This window comes from Thermococcus paralvinellae (assembly GCF_000517445.1).
GTDB classification, from domain to species: Archaea; Methanobacteriota_B; Thermococci; order Thermococcales; family Thermococcaceae; genus Thermococcus_B; species Thermococcus_B paralvinellae.
The window spans coordinates 734,148-756,285 of sequence record NZ_CP006965.1 but is presented as its reverse complement, the minus strand read 5'-3'; the positions used below and the strand labels follow the sequence as shown (position 1 = coordinate 756,285).

Below are 22,138 nucleotides of genomic sequence, written 5' to 3'. Positions count from 1 at the left end.
AATCACCCGATGATTATTCCTCTATCAAATCTCATGTGAGGTCCACCTGAACTGACAAATGCAGTTTGTCCCTTTCCACAGAAGCCTGTCTCAATTCCAAAGTCCTTTCCCACAGCAGTTATCTTCTTCAAAGCTTCAATTGCAATTCCGCTGATAGAAGTGTCTCTTATTGGCTTTGTAATTTCACCGTTCTCAATCATATAGCCCTCTTGCACACCAACTTGGAATGCTGAATTGAGCTGAGCTTGACCTCCTCTGAAGTCAACGACATAATAGCCGAACTTAATGTCTTCAATCATCTCTTCAAAGCTCCAGTCACCGGGCTCAAACACTGTGTTGCGCATTCTAATGATTGGTGGGAAAGTGTAATCCTGAGCCCTTGCATGCCCATTTGGCTCAATTCCCCACTTGTGGGCATATTCTCTATTGACCATAAGCTCCTTCAGAATTCCGTTCTCAATGATGTGGATATCCCTAACAGGAACACCCTCATCATCGTATTTGTCGTTTCCGAAGCCGCCATCAACGATTCTCTCACTCATCGTAACGAACTCCGGTGCAATCTGCTTGCCCATGAGGTCTTTAAACGGTGAATTGATTGTAAGATCTGCCTCAGCTAGGTGCCCTAAAGCCTCGTGGGCAATGATTCCAACTATAATTGGCCCCGCAACAATTGGGAATTCTCCTCTTTTCGGTGCAACACCGTTGAGCTGAGCGTGGAGCTTCTTTAAAACTCTCTGAGCAACAGCTTCATTGGTTTCCTTTGTCTCAAATATCTCCCAGCCATAATCTACCTGCCCTATTGAGTCTCTGCTTGCAGCTAACTTATCTCCTTCTTTTCCAGTTGCCCAGATGTACTGGACAAGATAGTTGACGTCCCACCTTATATTTGTCCCTTCGTTTGTGAGAAGGATTTTTTCACCGCTTGCATCTTCATAGCGAACCATTGTGGACTTGACAACTTTATCTTCCTTAAGGAGTTTTTCAAGTTCTTTGAGATGCCCAATTTTGTCATCGATGTTAACTTCAGCCGGTTTAATCTTCATCTTGCTCTTTACAACGTCTTCAACAGGCTTTATCTCAGCAAGCTGAATCTTTTCCCTCTTTGCTTTTGCTCCAGCTTTTGCTAGCTTGTATGCCTCTTCAATTGCTTTTTCCAAGTTCTCCAAACGGTTGGTTGAGGAAAAACCCCAAGCTCCATCCGCAAGAACTCTTATTGCAACTCCTCTTTGAACTTTGTTGGTGAATGTTACAAAAGTTCCATCCTTAAGTTCAAGATTAGTCTTTTTGAGATTCTCATAGCGCAACTCTATGTATTCTGCTTTCAGATTGTTCATCGCCCATTCAAGGGCTTTTTCAAGAACATCTTGCATGTTGATCACCTCGAATTTATTCCTCAAGTAATCTACATTACCACCATATAAAAGGATTTTGCGCAGATTTGAACACTTAAATACTCATCTGAAGGAAGTCTTTTTAGAGAAGTAAAATTAAATTACACTAGAGGTGAAGGAAATGAAAGCCGAAATTAATGAGTTCATTGATAGGGGAACTTACAAGAAAGCTCCATTATTTGAGGGCGAGCTTCCTGAAGGGAGTTATGCCCAAATAGTCGAGATTAAGCCTAAGCAGACTGTTCCAAAGCACTATCACGAGAAGCAGTACGAGCTGTTTTACATAATTAGCGGACAAGCACAGCTCGGCATTGGAGAAAAAGAATATGATGCAAAGCCTGGAGATATCTTTTTAGTTAAGCCCAAGACTGTTCACTGGGTCATCAATGAAAATGAAGAGCCATTTAGGCTTTTTGTCGTTAAGTTGAACTACTTCGGAGACGACAGCATTTGGCTTGAGTGATTTTTAAATTCCTTCTTTCTCAGCTTCTGGTGCCAAGATAACGCTCTCATATCTGATGAAATAATATAAAGTGACTCCAAATCCAGCGAGCCATGAGATAATCATCAGCTGATATGGCCGAAGACTCTCTAAAAGAACTCCGACAATTGCCATTCCTATTGGAGTCGTCCCCATTGCAAGCATTTCAAACACCGAGAATACCCTTCCCCTAAGCTCACTCGGCACCATCTTCTGCAGTTTCGCTGAAATCGGGACATTCACGAGAGCATTCAAGATTCCCAGTAAAACATCAATTGCTATAAACACCACAAACAGTGTCCAGACCTCTAAGCTTATGAATGGTGAGCATAGCAGAGTTATCACCAAGAATAGAGTCAACTCCATGAACAGAGCTTTGAACAGCAACATCTCTGCCTTATTGCCAAGCTTTGCCATTATCAGAGCATTTCCAAGTAGCATGCCCACCATTATAGCGGTTTGCAATGCCCCGAACTGCTGGGCTGAGAAGCCAATTTGAATCCTGAAGACGTAGGGCAAAACGACGGCTCCAATTGGATTGAAGAGGAAGTTGATGAGCAAGGCATAACTCATTAAAATCATTAAAGCCCTTTTCGTCTTGATGAACCTCAAACCTTCTAACAAATCTCCTTTAATTTCGCTTATGCCCTTCAGTTCTTTTGTTTTCCATTCATAATGTATGAACATCTCAAATAGTCCAGAGCCAAAGAACGAGACTGCGTTTATTAAGAGCGCTAACCTTATGCCTCCAAAAGCGTAGATAATGCCACCTAGAAGTGGCCCAGCTATCCTTGCTATTATGCCAAGAGTTTGAACCGTTGATGTAGCTCTCGTAAGCTCATCTTTTTCAACCAGATCAGCGAACATGGCACCTGTTGCCGAAGCAAAGAAAGCTCCCATTATGCTCATCAAGACTTGCACAATTAAGAGCGTCTTGAGATTAAGCAATTCAAAAGCAATTACTCCAAAGAGTAGAACGCCTCTCGCTATGTCGAGCCACACCATAAGGGCTTTTCTGTTGTATCTGTCGCCTACAACACCCGCAATTGGTGATAGAGCTAAACGAGGAACCAGCTCGGCTATGAGGAAGATGCTCATCATTGCACCGCTTTTTGTTACATCAAGGACGTAGAGGGGCAATGCTACGTCTTGAACTGCCCAGCCGAGCTGTGAAATGAACCTCCCTATGGCGTAGAGCCAGAAGTTCTTCCCAAGATTGAGCATTTCCACTACCCTCTGGATTTTTTTCAAAAAAACTTTTGGAGGATAACTGGTCAGATGAGCTCAATCGTTATCGAACCATTTAATGTGCTTACATTCACCCCATATTTGCCTGCATTTATGCTGTGGGTATCTTCTATGTGAATACTGCCGTTGACTGCATTTGCTCTTATTTTAGCGTCGCAGAATTCACTCAGGAATATATGAATATCTCCATTTACACTACTCACCGTAACGTTGTCTTCAAGCTCCTCTAAGGTTAATTCAATTGGACCGTTCACAGTGGCTACGGTCAGAGAATCTGCGGTCTTTATTGATGCCCTTATTCTGCCGCTTACCGTTGCCAAGGTTTTTGCCCTGCAGCCTTCAAGGGATATATCACAGTTTACACTGCTAATTAGCTCGAATAAAGCATTTCTACCATTAACAGAGCCGTTTGCAATTACAACTTGAACTGGAACATCTGAGGGGATATTAATCTTGACATTTACTTCGCCTTTTGGAGAGTTCTTAAACAGCTTGAAAAATCTTCTTCGGGGAGTCTCGATAATAAGTTTGTTCCCCTCCATTTTTGTTATAATACCCGCTTCGTCAGTTGCAGTGTACTCAACTTCAACATAGCCCTCATTCCATCCTTCAACTGTTATGGTACCGTTTTCTATGCTTACCTTAATCTTTTCAACACTTTCAAATATCACTATTCTCACCCCAGATACTGCATCAGCTCGTCCAATAGCTCCTTTACACGCTTGTTCAGCTTTGCTCTGTCTATTCCCAAGCCTTCAATAAGCTCGGTGCTTTGCTCCTCCACGATTTCCTTTGCCTTCTCAAGAACCAATTTGTAAGCCTGAGAACTTTCGATGGAGTAACTCTTCCCGCCAACCCTAATCCTAACCTTTCCTTCTCTAGCCGAAATAACTACATCTTCAATGCGTATCTTGGCTCTACCCCTTCCCACAGTTATTGAAATCTCTCCAGAGTGAAGTGAGACGTAATCCGTTCCCAAAGTTAAACTTTCATTCCCACTCCTATATACGACCCTTTCATCGCTAACCTCTATTGAGTAATCCTCTGTCTGAACTTTCAGCCTGCCTCCAACTTTCGTAAGCTGGAATCCGTTGGTGAGCTCTCTTATGGTGAGCATCTCACTTGATGGTTTCTCTGGATGTCCTTCACGAATTCTAATTGGGCCTATTCTAACCTCTTCACCGCTTGGTGTTTCTATAACCTCAATGAATGGTAGCTTCACATATTCAAACCCTTCTCCTTCGTAAACCTTTATGAAGCCAAGGTCAACAACAGTATCGCTTTTGTTCTTCTTGTAGAGTCTGTCGGGATTTATCAGCTCATTTACTCGCTCTACGAATGCTGGATCAGAAGAAGTCCTTTCACCGGCTATATTGACAGAAGTCCAAATTGCAACTGGAGAGATGAGTCTCTTTCTAATCTCGCCCAGCGGTGTTTTTGCTATGACCTCAACATCTCCATCTATCACCCACCCAGCCTTTTTCTTTCCAAACTTTATTGGATATACCTTACCGTCACCTTGAACTTTTACATCACCAAAGTCAGCCCCTTTAAATTCGTAGGCTTTCCCTTCGACCTTTAACTCAAATCTCTCCTTGCTGAACTTTGCTGTTAGGACTCCAGCTATCATCAGAACAACAGCATAAGCAAATGCAGTCCCAGCGTAACCGCTTAGCTTAGGTGACATTCCAAGCCACTTCCCAAAGAACAGGAAGATACTTGTCCAGAATGAGGCCTTGGCTAAAGCAAATATAATACCACTAAGGGTTACTCCCATCCATTTACCCACACCCAACAGCTCAAAGGCAAAAATCAAGCCTATTATTGCGTAGACCATGTAATCATTATAGGGAGTGAGCCTAAGAGGTCCTTTTAGGAGCCAGAGGATTAGCATTAATGCAGTTAGCGTTTTTAGATATTCAGCAAGCCTGAATCGTAAGCTTTTTTCCTCGAAAATACTATAATCCCATTTCATTCTTCCACCTCCCCTAAAGCAGTGATAATTTCAAGTAAGCGCAAAAGTAAGCGACCATTTTCGGTAATCTCATACATTTCAACACTCCTCACCATTCCAGTTTTTTTAAGGAGCTTGAGATGGTGAGAAACAGTAGGACTCTCAACTCCCAAGACATCTTTAATCTCCTTGAAAGACATAGGTCTCTCCGAGAGCATTTTGAGAATCCTAATTCTATCTGGATTGGCAAGACTTTTGAGAATCTTTGCGGCTTTTTCCTCATTTAGTTCTAAGCTCCCGGCTTCAAGCTTCTTCCTTAGACGCATCTTAATGGATAGCATTATCTCATCTACCGGGTCTATGCTTTCTTCAAGCACCTCCAACCTTTTCTTAAGCTCTTCAAGTTGTCTCCTCAAATCCTCCATTTTCATCACGGTACAAATTTTTGTAGTACATTTTTCTGTACTAAAATTGAGTGTTTAGTATATAAAAATTTATTGGTCGAAAATGAATACATTCTTTGACCGCTAATACCAAAAAAGATTTTAACACCCAAACTGAGTTCAAACCATGAATATTCCAGAGATGCTCTCGTTGATAGCAATTGGATTTTTGCTGAAAAGAGTGATTAAATCACGAAAACCTTTTTCTGTAATTAGATTTCTTGCCAGTAATGTTCTTTTAGCGTTTTATGTATTCTCAAACGTTGCTTCAAAGGACTTGGCATATTTAATGGAGGTGAGGGTAGTTTTCATTTATGTGTTTCTGGTAATTGGAGTTTCATTTCTTGGTGCATATCTCTATGGTCTCAGGTTAAAAGACGAGAAATGGAAAGCTGCTTTAATGATTCTCTCAATATATCCAAATACCGTTGCCTTAGGATTTCCAATAGCAAGCTTATTCCTAAATGATTTGACTCCAGCAATCATTTATGCAAGCACAAATACGCTTATAGCTCTGCCGATTTCAAGCTTTATAGCCGCTCATTACTCAAGTGGCAGAGCTTCATTGACGGAAACAATAAAAAGAGCATTGAAATTCCCTCCTGTAAGTGCGAATTTATTGGCCCTATTTTTTGTGTTAGGTGGGATAGAACTTCCTCCGCAGTTCCTTAATATGCTGAACAAAATTGGATGGTGGAGTATTCCGTTGATTTTAATTTATTTTGGATCTACAATAAACCTGAGAAAGTTTGAAGTGAAAAAGCTAATTGAAGTTGCGGCTTTTAGGATAGTTTTGCCTTTTATTTTTGTTTTCCTAACACTTAAAGCCCCGAGAGATATATTTTGGGCGGTACTTGTTGAAGCTTCAATGCCTCCAGCTATTGTTGCTAATGTTATCCTAACACAGTATAAGCTCAAGGAGGAAGAGGCTATTGGAGTTACAATAGTCCTTACACTCTTGGCAATTTTGCTGTTTGTAATATTACGTATTCTGTCGTAGTGTCGTTTGAAAAGATTACATTAATGTCTCTCTTCATTCACTAACTTTTTGACTAAATCCACAAGCTCATTGAGATCTCTAACATGATAGTCAGCTTCTTCCACAAAATTATCAAACCTCAAAACTTGAACTGCTTTAATTCCAGCTCTATGTGCTGCTTTTACATCCAGCTCACTGTCTCCAACAACGAGAGCTTCGCTGGGAGAAACATTCAGAACTTTAAGGGATTTTTGGATTAGGTATGGATTTGGCTTTGCACCATCGAGATATGAATAATCTTTGCCAAAAATTACTTCAAAATACTTTCTCAAATCAAAAAGCTCCAGCACGAATTCTGTACAGTCCTGAGAAGCGTTGCTTACAGCAGCAAGTTTCAATCTCATTGTTTTTAGCTCTTGGAGAGTTTGAGAAACATCTGGAAAAATCTTAATCTTACCCTCTTTTGCCAACACTCTCCGATATTTAAGATTTACATTATCGACAAGCTTCCAGAACTCCACATGGTTAATTCCGAGCTTTTCAACATAACTTCGAGGAAGAATCCCCTTAACCATCTTCCTGTATGTTTCAAAATCTACATTTATACTATGTCGTTGGAATGCAGGTTTGAGATAGCTGTTAAACCATTCTTGAGCATTGTAATTTTCATAATATATCAACGTTTCGTCAACATCAAAGATAACTGCCCTGATCAATTTACACACCTCAGACAAGACCGATATCATCACTACTATTCAGCCGGTTGATCCGTCATCATTGGTCAAAAAGAACTAAAAAAGAGAGGTTAAAAACTTTTTCAGAAGAGGTCTTCAAGCTTGACATCAATTTTGTCTGGTATAAATGGCAATACATGCCTCGTTGTCTTTGGTGAGAAAACTTCTCCTTTTTTCACTAGCTCCATTACTTCTTCTTTGCTTGGTGCTTTTCTGATAAAGACGTAGTCAATTTCTCCTTTGTCCATATCCTCTTTTGCATCTTCTTTAAGACCATAGTAAATAAGTTCAATTTCTCCTTCAACACTCATTTCATCAAGAACTTTGCTCACAATTTTTTGTTCTTGTAATCCACCTGGAATCTTGAATGCTTTATGTTTACCGATGAGAGCGAAGGCAATTTCCCCTTTCTCCGCTAGTTCTTCTGCATTTTGGCACTCTTCAACTGTAAGCCCTTCTTTCTTTAACCTTTCCAGAACCTTATCTAAATCACCTTTGAATGCTGGATACCAAGTATAAACCTTTACATCGTCACTGAAGTAGTCCAAAATTACTGATGGGGCTTTCTTAGCCCCAAGCTTCATAAGACCAGCCCATCTGTGGTGACCATCCACAATTAAGTACATATCCTCTCCAGGAACTTTAGCCAGAAGCATAGGCTTCCAGAAAACGCCTGAACCTGTAACACTTTCAATGAATGCTTCAAGTTCCTTTTGAACTAGCTGCTCGTGAGGTTTCATTTTTTCCAGTTCAATAAAAACATATTCAACCTTTTTAACAGGAATATCGTATTTTGGAACCTTTTCAACTCCCATGAACATACCTCCCAAAGCTTTACACTATTGTTAAACATTTTACGAAATAAAAAGCTTTTCCTGAAAACTTTGTTTGTGTAAATCTTGATTTCGTATCCCCTATAAAGACAGAGGGCATAATCCAGAATTTGAGCAAATACCAGTTATTCTTAATCAAACTTTTTGTTAGAAACGTTTTTGAGTTGAATGGTGGGCCCGCGGGGATTCGAACCCCGGACCTCCGCCTCGTAAGGGTCAGCAAAACCGCAAAACAGCCAGCAACAGCAGGGATAGGCTCACTTATCTGCCAATCAGAGAGGAGTTTGCTCGCTACCTTAACAACAAACTAAACAAAGATGTTGCTCGGGACTATATCCGCTATCTCGACAAGTATCTTGGTGAGGCTGACATCACAAGCCCAGCTGACCTAAGAGGAATCCTCTCCAAGGTTGATAGTGGCAAAAGTGGACGGTGGAATTGGTTTGTTAGGAGTGTAAGAGCACTAATCCGGTTCCAACTGGAGAAAGGCATGATTAGTGAGGAATTTGCCTCAAGCCTCCTGAAACTCTTAAAAGAGAGGCCAGACGGGATTGACGTCAGGTTGCCAAGCGATGAGGAAGTTAGACAGGCTTTAAGCAAGGTAACAAGGGAGGACTATCTCCTTGTTGGCCTTGTGTGTGTTTTCAGCGGCATCAGGGTTAAGGAAGCAATCAAGTTGGTCAATGAATTCGACAGGAGCAAACTTCACATAGAAGACGGAATAGCCTACTATGAGCTTGGCTGGAGGAGAAAGAGCAAGATATCCTACTATGTGTTTATGCCAGTCGAATTGGCGGAAAGGTTAAGGAGATTCAGAGTGACGTATGACGGAGTTGGAGGATACTTTGTTAAGCGAGGTCTCCCACTGAAATACGCCAGAAAATGGTTCATAAACAAGATGATTGAAGCTGGGGTTCAGGAGTCTGTAGTCAAATTCATGATAGGTCATAGCCAAAGTGGTGACATTTTGGCAACCCACTACATCAACCTGTTCCATCAGGCAAGAAAAGCATACAAGGAGAATGTAGGGAGGCTAAAACAAGCTCTTGATTTTCCTGCCATTCTTAACCAATACAACCAGCACTCAATGACAAAAAACCGTGAAGAAACAAAAGTCACCAATACTCCAATCTCCTCAAGAACTCTAGTTGCCTATCAATCTCCCTGAGCTCAGCGTCAATCATCCTAATCTCCTGAATGAGCCTTGCCCTCTCTTCCAGCAGTTTTTGTCTCTGTTTCTCCAGTTTTTCAATCTTTCTGAAGTATGCACTGGCCTGGCGGACTTCATCAAGACCAGACTTGACAATCTTCCTCCCAAACAGCAATCCTAACATTCCAACCACCTGAAAAAAAGAAAAGTTTGGGAGAGGACTTTACTCTCTTGGATATCCGCCGTATCCAAGCCCGCCAAACTGCTGAACCATGTTCCACAAAGCGTAAATGACCATTATCAGGAAGAATAACAGTATGACTACTGCACCTACGTTCATTGCATTGTTCAGTGGACCGAAGACACCGCCAAATATCGGAAGCGCTGTTATGTCGGTTACGTTGATGTTGTCGAGGGTTACTTTCGCTGTATAGCCTAAGAACACGAATGTTAAGCTGAGAATCCCGATAAACATCATTGCTCTTCCTGCTAGTTCGATATCTGTGAAGGCACTGTCCTTACTCAAGAACCACTTCAAGTACCCCAGCACCTTTTACCACCTCCTAAGTTTGTTGTGGTTGTAGGGGAGGACAGGGACAGAGAATTGCCCCCATCCTCCAATTTTCTGTTTAATCCTCTACTTACACAACTTTTTTGGACTGGTTTCATAGTGTTTTACCGGTTTAAACACTATCAGACCTTCCGCTTCTCCTCACTGTCACCAATGGCCTCCCAGAAATCTTAACTTTCTGTATGAAAGTTAAAAGTTCTTACCGGGCTTTTCTTAACTTTCAAACTGATATCTGACGAATGTTAAGAAAATAGAGCAATGACAACCGTCCAAAAAGTTTACTAACAGTAAATAGGATTTAATATCAGTAAAGGACGGAGGTGAAACGAGATGGGGAAGGAAGAAGAAATCAAACGGCTGGTAAGAGACCTCAAGACCAACCTGTACAGCATCCGAGCAACAAAGGTGTCAAAGTACTGGAAAGGTGTTGGAAGGAATGTCGAGGAGGCTATCAACCTTGTTGAGACCTTAGAGAAAGAGTTGGGAGGTGAGGAGAAATGAAACCCAAACTCCAGTTTGAGAAGTACTTTGGTGCCAAGGTCAGCATCAAAATGGATGACGGAAGCGTCTTTGTCGGGACTGTCGAAAACGAAGACTGGGCATTCTTGTACCTAACAGATTGCCACATAAAGATTCCCAGAAGCAGAAAATTCACCAACAGACCTGCTGCTGTGGTGAGAAAACTCTTCATCCAGAACCTTGTTGTCATTGAGTATCCCAAAGGAGGTGAAGTAACATGAGCAACATGAACCTCACTTGGGCTGAATTCCAACCTTTCTGGAACCGCAAGGTGATTGTAAGCGAAAGGAACAGCAGAACCACCTATGTCGGCATTCTTGTCCAGGAGACCAATCAATTCCTCACCCTCAAAGACGCTAAGGTTGTAGTCAATGGCAGAGCCAAAGATTGCGGATTGGTGGCCATTTGGAAAGGAAAGATTGGAGTTATCAAACTTGCAGAAGAACAACCGGGTGAGGAGGATGCTAACACCAAAGATTCCAAGGCCTGAAGGACCATATCTCTCCCCACGAGAAGTAGCCAAGATTCTTGACACTTCGACTGACGCTATCTATCTGTGGATAGAACAGGGGAAAGTCGCCTCCCTGAAAATCCGCTATGGGATGAGGGTCTATCATTGGATTCCTGAAGAAGAAGTTGAAAGGCTCAAGAAGGAGAAACCTCCAAAAGATAAACTCCTCAGTACCAGACAAGCTGCTGAAATTCTTGGAGTTAGGCAAGAAGTTGTAAGTGAGTTAGTGCGACAGGGCAAACTCAGAGGCATCAAGGTAGGCCTCTACTACAAGATACCTGAAAGCGAAGTCCTGAAGCTGAAAAACAACGGAGGGATAAACAGTGCCTCCACACCTGAAGCCCAAGCTCATGATTGAAGACACACCTAAACTCCCTGTGGAACCAACCGATGAGGAAGGCGAAGATGCTGAAATTGAGAGAGAGGAGGAACTCCTACAATCACCATTACTGGAACTAGAAATCAGTAAGCCTGACCTTCACATCAGCATTCGGATTGCTGGTGAAGAAATTGAGAAGGCAAAACAAGTTGCTTTGGAACTGTTTGAGAAAATCAGTAAGGGGAGAAGAACATGAAAACCGACAGATTCACCTGCTCCTCCCTAAAGCCCACAGCATCTTCCTTACTTTGGTTTTTTGAAAAACAACAAGGAGACAGGAGGACCAGACCTCTATACTTAAAAATCTGGAAGTGTACTAAAAGTGGTGGTGAGAATGGAAACAGTACTAAGATTTGAAGATTTGGTAGAAAAGATGGGTGCAGAGGCAAGGGAAAGACGAGTGTTTGTTGCCTTTATGCCCGATTGGTATGGCTTGACGTCAACAGTTTTGCTAACAGTAGAAGGGTCTCCTCCTACAGCCCAGATGCTCCTCATACTTGAACCAACTCAGACAAAAACAGAAGGAGGGCACCTGCTCGTCAAACTTAAGTCTTACAATGGAATCATAGTTAACTGGCATGGTCATCCGTTTCCTTATAAGCGCACTGCTGACTTTTACATTGACATCACCGACCTCTTGAAAGATAGAAAGAATGTAGTCTTTATCAACAAGCCAAACTTTCCAGAACTTAAGTGACAGGCTCCAGTCCTTGAGCTTCCAGACCTGTTCTTGGTCAAAGATTTTGGTGTTCTGTCAAGGGTGTTTTTTGCTTTTCACTAAAGACCAAGTGTGATTACACTCGCTAGTAGAAATCTTAACTTACTCCTCTTAGAGCCGTGTAAGTTAAGAAAAGAGGCATGAAAAACCTCCAAAAAGTATTTATAGTTCTTGGAGAATACATTTGAACAAGAGAAGGATTGAGAGGTGAGGAAAAAATGGGAAGAACATACCATACGGCAACCCAACTAGCAAAGTTGCTAAGAGTAGAGTACAGTACCATCAAGAAAGCTATCGAAAAGGGCCAGATTAAGGCATACAGGTATGCAGGAGGCTGGTACAGAATTCCAGAAGAAGAGGTTCAACGACTACTGCATGAATATGGTATTGACCCAAATAAAGACTATCTACGTCCTTCTCAGCTTGCTGCAATGCTGAATGTCGCCAGCGATACTGTAGTGTACTGGATTCACACTGGAAAACTACATGCTGTCAAAACACTAAGTGGGTACTATCTAATCCCAAAAAGTGAGGTCGAGAAGCTGTTGAGTCAAAACAAAACAGATTAAAAACTAAAGAGAGGTGATAGAGGATGGAAGCTGTAACCCCTAATAGTGATTATGCTGGAGGCAGTATAAGTACTTTATGGACTCCTGAAGAGCTTGAGAAAATCCTTCAAGATATCAGAAACTTCATTCAAGAGAGGATAAAAGTTGGCGGCATTCCAAAGTATGACGAATGGGGAAGACCGCTGGGTGCCAAGTTGCCTGAACCGCATGAGCTCCTCCAACAAAAGATTGACCCACAGCATCCAGATGACATCAAACCTTCACATGTTGCAGATGTTCTTATGAAGTACTACAGGTTTGCAACACTTGATGACACAGAAGAAGTCTTATTCTACTATCAAGGCAAGTATCACTTTGGTGCTGAAACACGCATCATCAAAAGAGAAGTTCAAAACATGATGAAAAAAGTTGGACTTGAACACAAAGCTACTCGGTACTTCGTGAATGAAGTCATCGGACACATTCAGAGAAGCACCTACGTGAGCCGTGACGAGTTCGACAAAAATCCATACATAGTGAACTGCAAAAACGGACTTCTCGACATTGAAAACTGGACATTCTTGCCTCACACACCAGAGTACCTGAGCCTCAGACAGATTAACGCCGAGTTTAACCCTGATGCTGTCCCTAGAAGATTTGTTCAGTTCCTCAATGAGGTCCTAGGCACAAGAGAAGACTATGTGACTATCACCCAGTTCCTGGGTTATATCCTTCTAGGGGACAACAGATACCAAAAGATGCTCATTCTCTTTGGTCCAGGGAACAATGGAAAGTCAACACTCATCAAGATAATCAAACACTTCCTAGGGAAGGAGAACATCTCTGCTCGTCCTCCCCAGGACCTCATTGAAAACAGATTCGCAAGAGCAGATTTGTACGGAAAGATGGTTAACATTTCTGACGATATTCCATGGAAGGCTTTTAAGTCAACAGGTCTACTTAAGATGTTCACTAGCGGAGATACAATAACAGCAGAAAAGAAGTTCAAGAATTCATTTGAGTTTGAAAACAGAGCAAAATTCATCTTCGCAGGTAATGTTCTTCCAAGAGCTCACGATGCTACTGAAGCTTTCTACAGGCGTCTGTTGATAGTAATACTCCCAAAAAGGATTCCTCCAGAGAAAAAAATCCCAAACCTTGATGAGAAGATAGCGACTCCCGAAGAGCTTTCAGGTATATTCAACTTGGCGCTTGTGGGATTGGCTTTACTCTTGCATTACAACGGTTTCATATACGCTAAATCACCAGAAGAAGTCGAAAAACTCTACGAGAAGCTATCAAATCCAGTAGCAATGTTTGTTGAAGAGCTTGTTGTAAGAGACAAAGACAGCTGGATTCCAAAAGATGAGTTGTATGAAATCTTTGTTGACTTCTGTGAGAGTAGAAAACTTCCAAAATTGACAGAAAAAGCATTCGCCAGAGAACTAAGAAGACTCCTTCCAGACATTCAGGAGAGCATGAAGGCTGTATCAACCAACAACTATGTCCGTGCATGGGTCGGGATAACAGTCAAGCCTCTCAAGAAAGATTAGTCCTCCCTACACTCTCCCATTTTTTTCTGACTTCTTCTACTTTCCTCACGCCTTCCGTTATTCGATTTGGCTGTAACTTCTTATCCACAATTCTTCCTCACTTCATCTGTTATTCGATTAGGTTATGTTTTTTATGGACAATCAGGTCAAACAAAGAACACATGTGCAGTGAGATTTGTGTGTTCAGATGAAAATAAAAATGTACACCTAATCGAATAACTTGGGGAGTGCGGAAAACATTGAGAGTGATGGGAGGAGTTGCTACGAAACATGTATTAGGATGAAGGTTGTAGTATGCTCATGGCGAACTGAATGGTAGAGGGATTTGAGAGTAGAGTATGGGAAGGTTTGAAAAAACTTGAGAAATTCCTAGAAGAAGAGGTAATAGTCCTTGGAAAGAAAATTAACTCAATTCTAGGTAAGGGGCCAGACCTTCACTTCTATCTCGAGGTTGTTGAGCAAACCAAATGTGCCTCACCACAAAGGATTGTCAAACTTCTTGAGGATAGAGGATTTCTAAACATTCTCTATGCTAGTCTAGTATCATGGGGAATGCACAACTTCCGCTTTCAAAACAAAGGTCCTAAGCTTAAGCCATTTGAGGAGTTCAGTGCCAACTTAAGAACACCCAAAGTTCTCAAGAGCCTTGAAGAGTTAGCAGGTCATTCAGTAGAGGAGTTTATGGATGTTGAAACAACTGTGACGAAACTTTATAGGTGTCTTGAGCCTCTTGACCCTATAAGAACTAAAACAAAGATTGTGGGGCGTTCTAAACTTCTGCACTTCCTTCTCCCAAACCTTATCATGCCTGTTGATTGGACACACACTATGGTTCATTTCCACTTTGGAGTTACACCTAAGAATGAAGTAGAGAGGTTCATAAAAGTACACAGAGTACTTTCAGAATTCGTTAGGAATGAGGAGTGCCGGCAGAAAATGGAGGAGTTAGTGAGAATTGACGAGAAAATTGGAGGATGGAACCAAACAATCCCCAAAGTCATTGACAACCTGATAATCTACTACTGTAAGAAGCATCAGGACAAATGCAGGTAGAGAAATGAGCTATATCTCTATGTTCCCATATCTCCTTATGGCTTGTCCTAGCTGATGCTTTCTTTCTTCAGTTTTCCCGCATCTTCTCCTGTTTTCGCTCTGCCGTAATCTACCCTCTCTCCCCGTCCAAAAAGGTTGTATCAGAAGTCCATTTAACTATCTACACAGGGAGAGGGAGGGTGGTTATGGTGCTGGAGAAGAAAGGATTAAGCCTCAAATCCGGTGACCAAATCTTCGCAGAAGTGGGCGCTGAACTTCTCAACAAATTCTTGTCCAGAAGACCCGAAAGAGGAGGAAATGTCGGGATAATCACCGGAGAACAAGGCAGTGGGAAAACCACCTTGAAGCTACTTTTTGCCAAGTTTCTAATCTCCCAGATGCCTGACATCTGTTTCTGGAGAGGCAGATTCCTAGCACAATGGCATCGCTTCCCAAGTTGGGAGGAGAAAGTAAGAATACTGGTTCACAAGGATGACAACATAGAATTCTTGAAACTCCCGTACGATGGCTCACCAGCAACAAAGCTTGAAATCCCGGACCTCGTTACCTATGAAAGTGCTGAGGACATCCTCCGTTTGGCAAGGAAAGACAAGCTGAATGTCATCTATGAACCTGTGAGCTACAGAATTTCTGAAGAACTGGTACAAGATGTGAAGGACAGGACCGGAAAAATCATTCCACCTGACAAGTTAGAGGAGGAGAAACCCGCTTACTTTTGGTTTGAACTCCTCTACCGCCTCCTCACCAGGAAGGATAGGAGATGGTACAGCGTGTTTATTGACGAAGTGGATGACATCTTTCCAGAGACACCGAGAGGTGCTCAGTTTATTCTCCAAGATTGGGTCAAAGACATCATCAAAGACCTGAGGAAGGGTTGGGTTTCGCTCATCATGTCAACTCACACACTCAAGAATGTCGATTGGAGAATCAGGACGAAAATCCCAACAAGAATATACTTGAGAGGAGCTGAGGTCGAACAAGGCAGTATAGTGAGGAAGCAAGTAGTACTCGCACTCCGAGACGGATATGCGGTTATCGAGTGGGGGCGATTTGGTGGATTTAGATTCAAGCCCTTGCCTCCTGTAGATTATGACGTTTTGGTGGACAGGAAGTAGTGTAAGGGGTAAGGGATACCAGAGAGAGGGTGTACTAATAATTATTATGTCCATGGTTGTTTCCGGTCCTCCGCTTCTTCTCTCTTGTGGCTGGAGGCTCGGTACCCCCACCAGTTAGCAAGTTTGTTTTTGCAAGCAGAAAAAGATTTAAACTTCAAGTGAGAAGAAAGAAAGTGACAACTTGTTTTATACAATTGTGTAGGTGTTGCCTATGAGTAAGGGGAAGTATGCTGGTGCTGGGTTTATTATAGGACTTTTGTTAGCTACTGGAATAGACCCCATAGGTGCAGTGATAGAAGCTTTCAAAGAGATACTGACAAGCTTTTACGTAATGGTCGGTTCAGGAATTATACTGATAGGTCTGCTTGTACTGTTTATCTATGAAATCTTGAACAAAGCCGAACCTGTCATTACAGCAGTTGAAGCATATAATGAGAGAGGAGAGTTAGGACTTGTAGCTTTCCTCTTGGGACTTCTTGCGGGATTAGTAATTACAGTAGCCTCATTGCCTGGAGCTCTCCTCCTCATTGTTGCAGCGCTTCTTGAGAATGCATCATAGTCCTCTCCTTCTTTTCTTCCAGTTTGGCAAAAGTGTTTTATATCTAGATTTATATCACTTACTATTGCTGATGGTATTGTTGCCATAGGGGTTATAGGCTCTATAGTTGGAGGCGCTGGCAATGGGTGTTGAAAGTGGGCGGAAAACGACAATCTGGGTGAGTGTGGAGTTGAAGGAAGAGCTTAGAAAGATTGGTAGGATGGGTGAAACGTATGAGGATGTGATTAGAAGATTGCTCGTTTTCTGGTGGGCCCGCGGGGATTCGAACCCCGGACCTCCGCCTCGTAAGGGCGGCGTCATGACCAACTAGACCACGGGCCCATTCCCGACAAAGTTAAAGCGAAGGGGAGATTATAAATCTTTCGCTAATCTTAATAATCGCCTTCATCAAGCTTCTCCTTCACGTATTCAGCTATTGCCTTCGCAACTGTTGGAGGGACTGCTTCACCAACGCTATCATACTGCACATCCCTTCCACCGAGGAATATGTGGTAATCTGGATATCCCATTAACCTTGCCTGCTCTCTGACAGTTAAAAGCCTGTCATCAAAGGGATGAATGAACCTGCTACCGCCTTTGACTGTGGGTGCAACCTTGTAAGGATGAAGCCTGACCCAGTTCGTGAACTTCCTCTGTGAGTCTCCAAACTTATGCATTGCCATTCCCCACTTAAGCCTCATAATTTTCCTCTGCTTCCTTGGTGAAAGTGGAACATATCTGTGGTTGGGAATTTCTAATGCCTCGGGAAGCCTCGGATCAGGTAAATCTCCAATCACATCCCAGACTGTCAGCTTTTCCTTAACCCTCTTAGGCTTGATGCGAATGTTTGAGATGAACACTCTCTTCCTTCTCTGAGCGGTTTCATAATCTTGAGCATCAAGAATGTTGAAGTAAATCTCCTCATAGCCAGCTTTCTCAAACTCGTATCTCAAGGCATCTTTAAGCTCACCTTCCATAATCTGGGGCACTTCCTCCATGACAAATATCTTTGGCTGGAAATCTTTCACAAAGCGAATGAAGTGTAAAACAAGCTGTCCAATCGGGTCATTGTAAAGCCTATCAAGAGGATTCTCCTTTCTCTTTAAATTTGCGGCTGTGTAAGGTTCACATGGAGGTCCACCTATTATTACATCTGGCACTCCAATATCTCTCATGACATCTATGGTGTGAATCTTCTTGATATCTTCAACATACATCTTAACCTCAGGAAAGTTGAACTTGTAAGTATCAGCTTTTGGAGCAAAATTCTCTATAGCAGCTAAAATCTTAAATCCCGCTTCCTTGAAACCCCTGCTAAATCCTCCTGCACCAGCGAATAAATCAATGAGCGTGTACATAGATATCACCTCACTCATCATTAGTGAATAAGCAAGGTTTATAAGGATTTCAAGTTAGCTATAGCTGAGGCGAGACCGGTGGAGCGAGAGATCAGCGAAGAAAAACTCAAAAAATACTTTGAAATAACAAAACAAGCTCTCGAGAAACTTGAAATAGTAGTGCATGAGAAAAGCCTCCTCTATTCTGTTGCGAAAGACTTTTTAATCATGGCTAAAAGCTACTACAGTGATGCCAAATACTACTACAAGAAAGGTGATTATGTGACTGCTTTCGCTGCTTTAAACTATGCACACGGCTTTATTGATGCTGGAGTTAGACTTGGGGTGTTTAAAGGCGAAGACAACAGACTCTTTGCCTTCGGGTGAGTGACGAGGTGGGAAAGATGGGTGACTACATCGTTGTTTTGGAGGCTCCAATAATTGTGAGAGACGTTGAGACACCAGAGGATGCGATAAATGTTGCCGTATCAAAGGTTGCGAAGGCTTTGAATAAAGAAAAGCTTGACTTCGTGAAGGTTGAAATTGGCTACTCCCAATGCCCTGTGTGTGGAAGTCCGTTTGAGAGTGCTTTCGTTATTGGGAGTGTTGGTTTAGTTGGAATTTATCTGACTCTTAAAGTCTTCAATGCCCAGAGCTTAGAGCATGCAGAGAGAATTGCAAAAGCTGTTGTTGGAAAGGCCTTGAAGAGAGTTCCGCTCAAAGTTTTTGAAATTAAGGAAATTCATAACGGAAGAGAGGGGGAAGGAGTTCATTTTGACGAAGAAAATGCTTGATTTTTTCTTTATACCCCTAAATTTTCAGCAGAGCTCATGTAAGCAAATGCACCTCCATAATTTGAAATTGTGGTATTCAGCAGAATAGCAGCAAAATACAGCCAGATTAATGCATTCTTCAGAGAGTATGATTGAAGCTCCGTTACTGCAAAGACAGCCCCTCCAAGTAGAATGAAGATGTGTGGGTTTGTTTTTGTTATGTTCCACATAACGTCGAGGGAGAAAATTTTCTTTTCACCAGCATAGATTGGAGCAACTAGTGAAATTCCACCCGTTAACATAATTCCAATGACTACTTTAGCTATGGGTATTGCAAAGGCGATGGGTATTGCAATGAGTAGAGAGACAACAAAAAGCAGAGAGCCGTTGAGAAGGTAAGCTAAGATTAGGAAAGGTGTATTTTTAAAACCCTCTCCAATTATTCCAAGTAAGCTGAATTCCTTTCTCGTTTGGGCTTCTATGAAAGCAATAGACATGGCATAATTAAAAGCAATGCTCATGAGAATGCTGAGAGTAAAAATAGATATGAACTGCTTGAATTTCCTTCTGAGCTCACTTTTGACTCTCATATAACGCTGATATGTATCCTTGTAAACTGTCAGTCCATTAACGGTAACTGTTGGAGCATTTTCCCGATAGTAAGTGTCATCACAGCTCCATGAAATGTTCGCTCCCTTTTCAAGCAGCTCTTTTGCCTCTTTTGTGTTTTCCATAACTCTATGGCACATTATTGAGTCATCTTCCTTTATCATCTGCTCTTGGATTTTGTTAAGCTCTACGTAAAGCTGGAAGACTGGGAGAGTGAGAGGGAGAAATATCAAGTGGCTAAATACTAACGCTAAAATTGGGAGTGCGACTAAAAGCCTAGTAGATTTCATTTGTCCCCACCTTGATACCTCTAAGCGTGACATACAAATTCAATCCACCAACCGCTGAGAGTAGAAAAGCTGCAAATGACAGCAGAGATACCAAGACAATTGTTGAAGTTTTCGGAATGAGCATGAGCTTGTTAGCAATCCATGTGAGAGCTGTGATGATTACTCCAAATCCCACGCAAGTCCAGAAATTATTCCACACCAGCTCAAAAGCCTCTAAAATTGCGGAGAGCTTTTCCTGGAGAAGATATATTGGGAGAACCATTGAAAATGTCGAGGAAAGCAAAACAGCATATACAATGAGAACTGCCCTTAAAATGGAAAGAACAAAGCTGCCAGCTTCATATTTAATCAGACTCACAAAGAAATATGCAGCAAAACCCACAAAGAATATAAGCACACCTAGAGCAAGAACCGTAGCTAAGCTCAGCAGATAGACCAGAACCACTGAGGGTAAATTCCCTGCCCCTTCCTTAAGCAAGGATTTTGCTGAAAAATTCCGCTTTCCCTTCAGCCAGAGCCAAGAAGCTTTGACTAGGGAGTACTCAACAACAAAAGAGATTAACATAAAAATCAAAGCTGGAGCAAGATAGAACTTAAGAACATTGGAGATGAACTCTTCTCTCTTCTCCTTGACTACAAAAACAGGCTCTTTGTAAATTAGATATCCATCTTTGACTGTTATCAATGGATTCCCCTCGGGCTTTTCAATGTCACAGTTCTTGTGTAGAACTATCACTTTCCATTCTGCTTCGTCCCCATTGTGTGGGGCTAATGCGATGCAGTTCCGCTCAAAGTATTCGTTAATGTCCTCTTGAGCATTCCAATACTTATCCCCATTAGCCTCTTGATAGTCCTCTGCAAACCTCGACGTTAACGGGAAAGGCAGAACTACAAGGAGCAGAAATGCTAGAGCAACAAGTTTTCTGATCTCCTTGCTTTTTAAAATGACAGTTAATGAATTTCCCATTATAGTGCCGAGCATTATACAACCCAAAAAAGTTAAAAAGCCTAGGATATAAAAAGATTTCTATCAAGCTATTTTTTCAAAAAGATGGCTCCAGAGCTTTAATGGAGTTAATTCTGTAAGCATCAGTATGCCGATTAAGATCATTAAAATGCCAATTGCCTTTTCCCATTTTCTATCACTGCCCTTTAGTGTAATCTTATTTGAGAGGAATTTCTTGTTTATCCACTGGGCTAAATCCTTGGAGCTGAGTATCAGATAGAAAGTTAATCCCATTCCAAGGGCATAAATGAACATTACAATAACTCCTTTTGTAAAGTTTCCGCTTAATGTTGCTGTTAGGATTGCAAAGCCAACGTATGGGGCTATGCACCCAATCCAAGTAGCTCCCAATGCTGCTCCAAACAAAAAGTCTGCAAATTTACCTTTAAATTTGCGATTTTTTTCAGCAAGGCGTTGAATTTTGTTCATTTTTGAAGTGAAGTATAGATTAGCTTTTTCACTCACCATTATCGTACCAAGAACTATGAATCCAGCTCCTCCAATTAAATAGAAAAGTGCCGTAATCTGAGCCACATATGAACCCAAGGCTCCAGCCAATCCACCAATTAAAGAAAATGCAGCAATCATGCCGAGTATTATGATTTGAAGATTCCTTTTAGCGAGTATCAGAGCAAATCCGCTGACAACCAAGGGCAAAACACAAGGAGAAAATACGCTCAAAATACCAGCAGAGAAAATTGTTAAGAGGACTGCAAAGGTTAAATGGCTCTCGTTTTGGGTTTGTACAACAGTTGTGGTAGATGTTTTGAAGTTTGATGTCTGGATATTTGCTCTCTTTTTAGTGGTTTCCTTAATGAAAAACTCGAAACCTTGTTTATTCAGCGCTCCAACAGCAACTCCCGTTAGAATCTTCTCTCCATTCTCAACTTTGAAAATCACCATTGTAGGAGTTCCTGGAACTGAAACTGTAATTTCTTCTCCAGGGGATTTAGGAGTGTAATATCCTAAATTATCGGGCTGAATCACGAGAACCTTGCTGTAAATTTTATATCGGAGTGATGTTACTTCCCTTCCCTTGTAAATGTCCACAATTACAGGGACAGCTCTTTCTGAGAGAAGCTGGACTACATTGGGGTCTATGAAGACATTATCACGCATGTATTTACATGCGGGACAGGTTAGAGAGTAGTAGTAAATGAGGATATACTGACCTTCATTAGCATCAATAACCTCGTTAAGCTCACTTTCTGTTGCAACTGGAATGAACTCAACATTACCATATTCCACAGTGGAAAAAGACTTCACCAATGCTGATGTGATAAGCAGGAGAAAAATCAAAATGCTTGTTCTTTTCATGTTCTCCCTCAGAAAGGAAAAATTCTTGAGAAATTAAAAGGATTTTGTTGAAAATTTTTTCTTATTTTCTTACTGGGGATTATGA

29 protein-coding genes and 1 tRNA gene are annotated in these 22,138 nt (G+C 41.7%); 16 read left to right on the top strand and 14 right to left on the bottom strand.

Going from position 1 to position 22,138, the window contains the following annotated elements:
- Nucleotides 1-2: 2 nt before the first annotated feature.
- The gene (locus TES1_RS04260) at nucleotides 3-1,373 is read right to left on the bottom strand and encodes a TldD/PmbA family protein (RefSeq protein ID WP_042680538.1); all 1,371 of its coding nucleotides are present in this window, start codon (nucleotides 1,371-1,373) and stop codon (nucleotides 3-5) included.
- A 142-nt stretch (nucleotides 1,374-1,515) separates the two neighbouring features.
- Between TES1_RS04260 and TES1_RS04255 the strand changes: the two genes are divergently transcribed.
- On the top strand, nucleotides 1,516-1,857 hold the full coding sequence (locus tag TES1_RS04255; protein ID WP_042680537.1) for a cupin domain-containing protein: 342 nt from the start codon (nucleotides 1,516-1,518) through the stop codon (nucleotides 1,855-1,857).
- Nucleotides 1,858-1,860: 3 nt separating this feature from the next.
- On the opposite strand, the gene TES1_RS04250 is transcribed toward TES1_RS04255, so the two are convergent.
- The 4 genes from TES1_RS04250 to TES1_RS04235 are packed head-to-tail and all read right to left on the bottom strand — an operon-like array spanning nucleotide 1,861 to nucleotide 5,502.
- Nucleotides 1,861-3,099 (bottom strand): MFS transporter, encoded by a 1,239-nt coding sequence (locus tag TES1_RS04250; RefSeq protein ID WP_042680536.1) that lies wholly within the window; start codon nucleotides 3,097-3,099, stop codon nucleotides 1,861-1,863.
- A 50-nt stretch (nucleotides 3,100-3,149) separates the two neighbouring features.
- Nucleotides 3,150-3,794: a DUF4097 family beta strand repeat-containing protein gene (locus tag TES1_RS04245; RefSeq protein ID WP_042680534.1), complete on the bottom strand. Its 645-nt coding sequence runs from the start codon at nucleotides 3,792-3,794 to the stop codon at nucleotides 3,150-3,152.
- Between the two features lie 5 nt (nucleotides 3,795-3,799).
- Nucleotides 3,800-5,098: a hypothetical protein gene (locus TES1_RS04240; RefSeq protein ID WP_042680532.1), complete on the bottom strand. Its 1,299-nt coding sequence runs from the start codon at nucleotides 5,096-5,098 to the stop codon at nucleotides 3,800-3,802.
- Nucleotides 5,095-5,502, bottom strand: coding sequence for an ArsR/SmtB family transcription factor (locus TES1_RS04235; protein ID WP_042680530.1), 408 nt, complete (start codon nucleotides 5,500-5,502; stop codon nucleotides 5,095-5,097). Before TES1_RS04235 ends, TES1_RS04240 begins: the two co-directional genes overlap by 4 nt.
- Nucleotides 5,503-5,647: 145 nt before the next feature.
- Here TES1_RS04235 and TES1_RS04230 point away from each other — a divergent pair, with 145 nt between their 5' ends.
- Nucleotides 5,648-6,520 (top strand): AEC family transporter, encoded by an 873-nt coding sequence (locus TES1_RS04230; protein WP_042680528.1) that lies wholly within the window; start codon nucleotides 5,648-5,650, stop codon nucleotides 6,518-6,520.
- Nucleotides 6,521-6,540: 20 nt separating this feature from the next.
- Here TES1_RS04230 and TES1_RS04225 read toward each other — a convergent pair whose 3' ends face one another.
- Entirely contained in the window at nucleotides 6,541-7,215 is a 675-nt protein-coding gene (locus TES1_RS04225; RefSeq protein ID WP_042680526.1) for an HAD family hydrolase, read from the bottom strand.
- Nucleotides 7,216-7,316: 101 nt separating this feature from the next.
- Complete coding sequence (serK, locus tag TES1_RS04220) at nucleotides 7,317-8,048, bottom strand: L-serine kinase SerK (protein ID WP_042680523.1); 732 nt, start codon at nucleotides 8,046-8,048, stop codon at nucleotides 7,317-7,319.
- Between the two features lie 508 nt (nucleotides 8,049-8,556).
- On the opposite strand from serK, the gene TES1_RS04215 reads away from it, so the two are divergent.
- Complete coding sequence (locus TES1_RS04215) at nucleotides 8,557-9,234, top strand: integrase (RefSeq protein WP_042680521.1); 678 nt, start codon at nucleotides 8,557-8,559, stop codon at nucleotides 9,232-9,234.
- Here TES1_RS04215 and TES1_RS04210 read toward each other — a convergent pair.
- Both TES1_RS04210 and TES1_RS04205 read right to left on the bottom strand, forming a co-directional pair.
- Complete coding sequence (locus tag TES1_RS04210; protein WP_042680519.1) at nucleotides 9,182-9,400, bottom strand: hypothetical protein; 219 nt, start codon at nucleotides 9,398-9,400, stop codon at nucleotides 9,182-9,184. The genes TES1_RS04215 and TES1_RS04210 overlap by 53 nt on opposite strands.
- Nucleotides 9,401-9,439: 39 nt before the next feature.
- Complete coding sequence (locus tag TES1_RS04205; protein ID WP_042680517.1) at nucleotides 9,440-9,766, bottom strand: hypothetical protein; 327 nt, start codon at nucleotides 9,764-9,766, stop codon at nucleotides 9,440-9,442.
- Between the two features lie 351 nt (nucleotides 9,767-10,117).
- Here TES1_RS04205 and TES1_RS10965 point away from each other — a divergent pair, with 351 nt between their 5' ends.
- The 11 genes from TES1_RS10965 (at nucleotide 10,118) to TES1_RS04155 (ending at nucleotide 16,742) form a co-directional block, all read left to right on the top strand.
- The gene (locus TES1_RS10965; RefSeq protein ID WP_158505952.1) at nucleotides 10,118-10,288 is read left to right on the top strand and encodes a hypothetical protein; all 171 of its coding nucleotides are present in this window, start codon (nucleotides 10,118-10,120) and stop codon (nucleotides 10,286-10,288) included.
- Nucleotides 10,285-10,527, top strand: coding sequence for a hypothetical protein (locus tag TES1_RS04200; RefSeq protein ID WP_042680515.1), 243 nt, complete (start codon nucleotides 10,285-10,287; stop codon nucleotides 10,525-10,527). The genes TES1_RS10965 and TES1_RS04200 overlap by 4 nt, the downstream gene beginning before the upstream one ends.
- Entirely contained in the window at nucleotides 10,524-10,796 is a 273-nt protein-coding gene (locus TES1_RS10960; protein ID WP_042680512.1) for a hypothetical protein, read from the top strand. Before TES1_RS04200 ends, TES1_RS10960 begins: the two co-directional genes overlap by 4 nt.
- Entirely contained in the window at nucleotides 10,768-11,175 is a 408-nt protein-coding gene (locus TES1_RS04190) for a helix-turn-helix domain-containing protein (protein ID WP_042680510.1), read from the top strand. The genes TES1_RS10960 and TES1_RS04190 overlap by 29 nt, the downstream gene beginning before the upstream one ends.
- A complete protein-coding gene (locus TES1_RS04185) occupies nucleotides 11,141-11,392 on the top strand; it encodes a hypothetical protein (protein WP_144080595.1) in 252 nt (83 codons plus the stop codon). Before TES1_RS04190 ends, TES1_RS04185 begins: the two co-directional genes overlap by 35 nt.
- A 138-nt stretch (nucleotides 11,393-11,530) precedes the next feature.
- A complete protein-coding gene (locus TES1_RS04180; protein ID WP_042680506.1) occupies nucleotides 11,531-11,893 on the top strand; it encodes a hypothetical protein in 363 nt (120 codons plus the stop codon).
- 239 nt (nucleotides 11,894-12,132) lie between these two features.
- A complete protein-coding gene (locus tag TES1_RS04175; protein WP_042680504.1) occupies nucleotides 12,133-12,483 on the top strand; it encodes an excisionase family DNA-binding protein in 351 nt (116 codons plus the stop codon).
- A gap of 23 nt (nucleotides 12,484-12,506) precedes the next feature.
- A complete protein-coding gene (locus TES1_RS04170) occupies nucleotides 12,507-14,015 on the top strand; it encodes a DNA primase family protein (protein WP_042680502.1) in 1,509 nt (502 codons plus the stop codon).
- 312 nt (nucleotides 14,016-14,327) lie between these two features.
- The gene (locus TES1_RS04165) at nucleotides 14,328-15,068 is read left to right on the top strand and encodes a hypothetical protein (protein WP_042680500.1); all 741 of its coding nucleotides are present in this window, start codon (nucleotides 14,328-14,330) and stop codon (nucleotides 15,066-15,068) included.
- Nucleotides 15,069-15,310: 242 nt separating this feature from the next.
- Complete coding sequence (locus TES1_RS04160; RefSeq protein WP_144080594.1) at nucleotides 15,311-16,183, top strand: hypothetical protein; 873 nt, start codon at nucleotides 15,311-15,313, stop codon at nucleotides 16,181-16,183.
- Between the two features lie 211 nt (nucleotides 16,184-16,394).
- Complete coding sequence (locus TES1_RS04155) at nucleotides 16,395-16,742, top strand: hypothetical protein (protein WP_042680496.1); 348 nt, start codon at nucleotides 16,395-16,397, stop codon at nucleotides 16,740-16,742.
- A 244-nt stretch (nucleotides 16,743-16,986) separates the two neighbouring features.
- Here the strand turns inward: TES1_RS04155 and TES1_RS04150 are convergent.
- Both TES1_RS04150 and TES1_RS04145 read right to left on the bottom strand, forming a co-directional pair.
- A tRNA-Val gene (locus tag TES1_RS04150) sits at nucleotides 16,987-17,063 on the bottom strand.
- A 50-nt stretch (nucleotides 17,064-17,113) separates the two neighbouring features.
- Complete coding sequence (locus TES1_RS04145; RefSeq protein ID WP_042680494.1) at nucleotides 17,114-18,079, bottom strand: DNA cytosine methyltransferase; 966 nt, start codon at nucleotides 18,077-18,079, stop codon at nucleotides 17,114-17,116.
- Nucleotides 18,080-18,157: 78 nt separating this feature from the next.
- On the opposite strand from TES1_RS04145, the gene TES1_RS04140 reads away from it, so the two are divergent.
- Nucleotides 18,158-18,445 (top strand): DUF357 domain-containing protein, encoded by a 288-nt coding sequence (locus tag TES1_RS04140; RefSeq protein ID WP_042680492.1) that lies wholly within the window; start codon nucleotides 18,158-18,160, stop codon nucleotides 18,443-18,445.
- A gap of 17 nt (nucleotides 18,446-18,462) precedes the next feature.
- Nucleotides 18,463-18,852 carry a DUF555 domain-containing protein gene (locus TES1_RS04135; RefSeq protein ID WP_042680490.1) on the top strand — a complete coding sequence of 130 codons (390 nt, stop codon included), beginning with the start codon at nucleotides 18,463-18,465 and terminating at the stop codon, nucleotides 18,850-18,852.
- Nucleotides 18,853-18,860: 8 nt separating this feature from the next.
- Here the strand turns inward: TES1_RS04135 and TES1_RS04130 are convergent, their stop codons facing one another.
- The 3 genes from TES1_RS04130 to TES1_RS04120 are packed head-to-tail and all read right to left on the bottom strand — an operon-like array spanning nucleotide 18,861 to nucleotide 22,053.
- A complete protein-coding gene (locus tag TES1_RS04130) occupies nucleotides 18,861-19,730 on the bottom strand; it encodes a hypothetical protein (protein WP_042680488.1) in 870 nt (289 codons plus the stop codon).
- Nucleotides 19,717-20,712 carry a hypothetical protein gene (locus tag TES1_RS04125; RefSeq protein WP_042680486.1) on the bottom strand — a complete coding sequence of 332 codons (996 nt, stop codon included), beginning with the start codon at nucleotides 20,710-20,712 and terminating at the stop codon, nucleotides 19,717-19,719. The genes TES1_RS04130 and TES1_RS04125 overlap by 14 nt, the downstream gene beginning before the upstream one ends.
- A 48-nt stretch (nucleotides 20,713-20,760) precedes the next feature.
- On the bottom strand, nucleotides 20,761-22,053 hold the full coding sequence (locus tag TES1_RS04120) for an urease accessory protein UreH domain-containing protein (RefSeq protein WP_042680483.1): 1,293 nt from the start codon (nucleotides 22,051-22,053) through the stop codon (nucleotides 20,761-20,763).
- Nucleotides 22,054-22,138: the final 85 nt, after the last annotated feature.